This window comes from Mesorhizobium sp. M7A.F.Ca.US.002.01.1.1 (assembly GCF_004022955.1).
GTDB lineage: Bacteria > Pseudomonadota > Alphaproteobacteria > Rhizobiales > Rhizobiaceae > Mesorhizobium > Mesorhizobium ciceri.
In genome coordinates, this window is sequence record NZ_RZQE01000903.1 from 1 (window position 1) to 1,159 (window position 1,159).

Annotated in this window: 2 protein-coding genes; one reads left to right on the forward strand and one right to left on the reverse strand. The window is 64.6% G+C overall.

All coding sequences use genetic code 11. From position 1 onward, the window contains the following. A partial coding sequence (locus tag EN932_RS36585; protein WP_281061579.1) for a carbamoyl-phosphate synthase domain-containing protein occupies positions 1-720 on the reverse strand: 720 nt, incomplete at its 3' end. Positions 721-996: 276 nt separating this feature from the next. Between EN932_RS36585 and EN932_RS36590 the strand changes: the two genes are divergently transcribed. Continuing rightward, positions 997-1,159 (forward strand): GatB/YqeY domain-containing protein (locus EN932_RS36590; RefSeq protein WP_164890864.1); only part of this gene is annotated, 163 nt, incomplete at its 3' end.

Consider the following 1,159-nt stretch of genomic DNA (forward strand, 5'->3'; position numbering starts at 1 on the left):
GGACTTGGCCGGCACCACGGTGACCTTGGCGCCGAGGCCGGCGAGCAGGCGCAAGATGTTGCGTTTGACGCCGTAGTCGATGGCGACGACGTGCATTGTCGGTTCGATCTGTTCGCCAAAGCCTTCGTTCCACACCCAGGGCGTCTCGCGCCAGACCGAGGACTGGCCCGACGTGACCTCCTTGGCGAGATCCAGCCCGATCAGGCCCGACCATGCGGCGGCGCGGCGCTTCAGATCGTCGATGTCGAACACGCCATCGGGCGCATGCGCGATGACGGCGTTGGGCATGCCCTTTTCACGGATCAGCGCGGTGAGCGCGCGGGTGTCGATGCCCGACAAAGCGACGATGCCGCGCTTCTTCAGCCACTGGTCGAGACCAGTGCCGGCACGGTAGTTGGACGGGTTGGTGACATCGGCCTTGAACACGGCGCCGACGGCGCCGGCGCGGGCGACCGGATTGAGATCCTCGATGTCCTCGTCATTGGTGCCGATGTTGCCGATATGCGGGAAGGTGAAGGTGACGATCTGGCCGGCATAGGACGGATCGGTGAGGATTTCCTGATAGCCGGTCAGCGCCGTGTTGAAGCAGACTTCGGCGACAGCGGAGCCGGCGGCGCCGAGACCGCGACCTTCGATGACGGTGCCGTCGGCCAGCACCAGAAGGGCGGTCGGCTTTTCCGTGGCCCAAGCGGGGGTCAAGGCGGGCGTCATCTCGGCCATGCGGCACTCCTGTCAGGCCGCGCGCTGCAACCGGCCCGGCGGGCCATCTGCGCGGCAAACGGCGCGAAGCGGCGATTTCGCGGCTTCCACGCAGTCAAATTTCCGTTCATGCAAGGCCCAGTACATAGGGGAAGGGGGCAGGGCGGTCAATGATCATGCGAAATGCCGCCATATTTTATTTCGCCTAGCAAAATCAGTGGCTTGCCTCGGCACATCAGAGTTTGCCTTGGCTCGCCCGCGGCGCTATTGTCCGCGCCGATCGAAGGAGAATGCACCATGCGCGGCAAAATCGCCGAATCCCTGAAGAGCGCGATGAAGGCGCAGGACAAGCACCGGCTGCCGACATTGCGGCTGATCCAGGCCGCCATTCACGACCGCGACATTGCCAATCGCGGGTCAGGCAAGGAGCCGGCCAGCGACGAGGAGATCCTGCAGATCC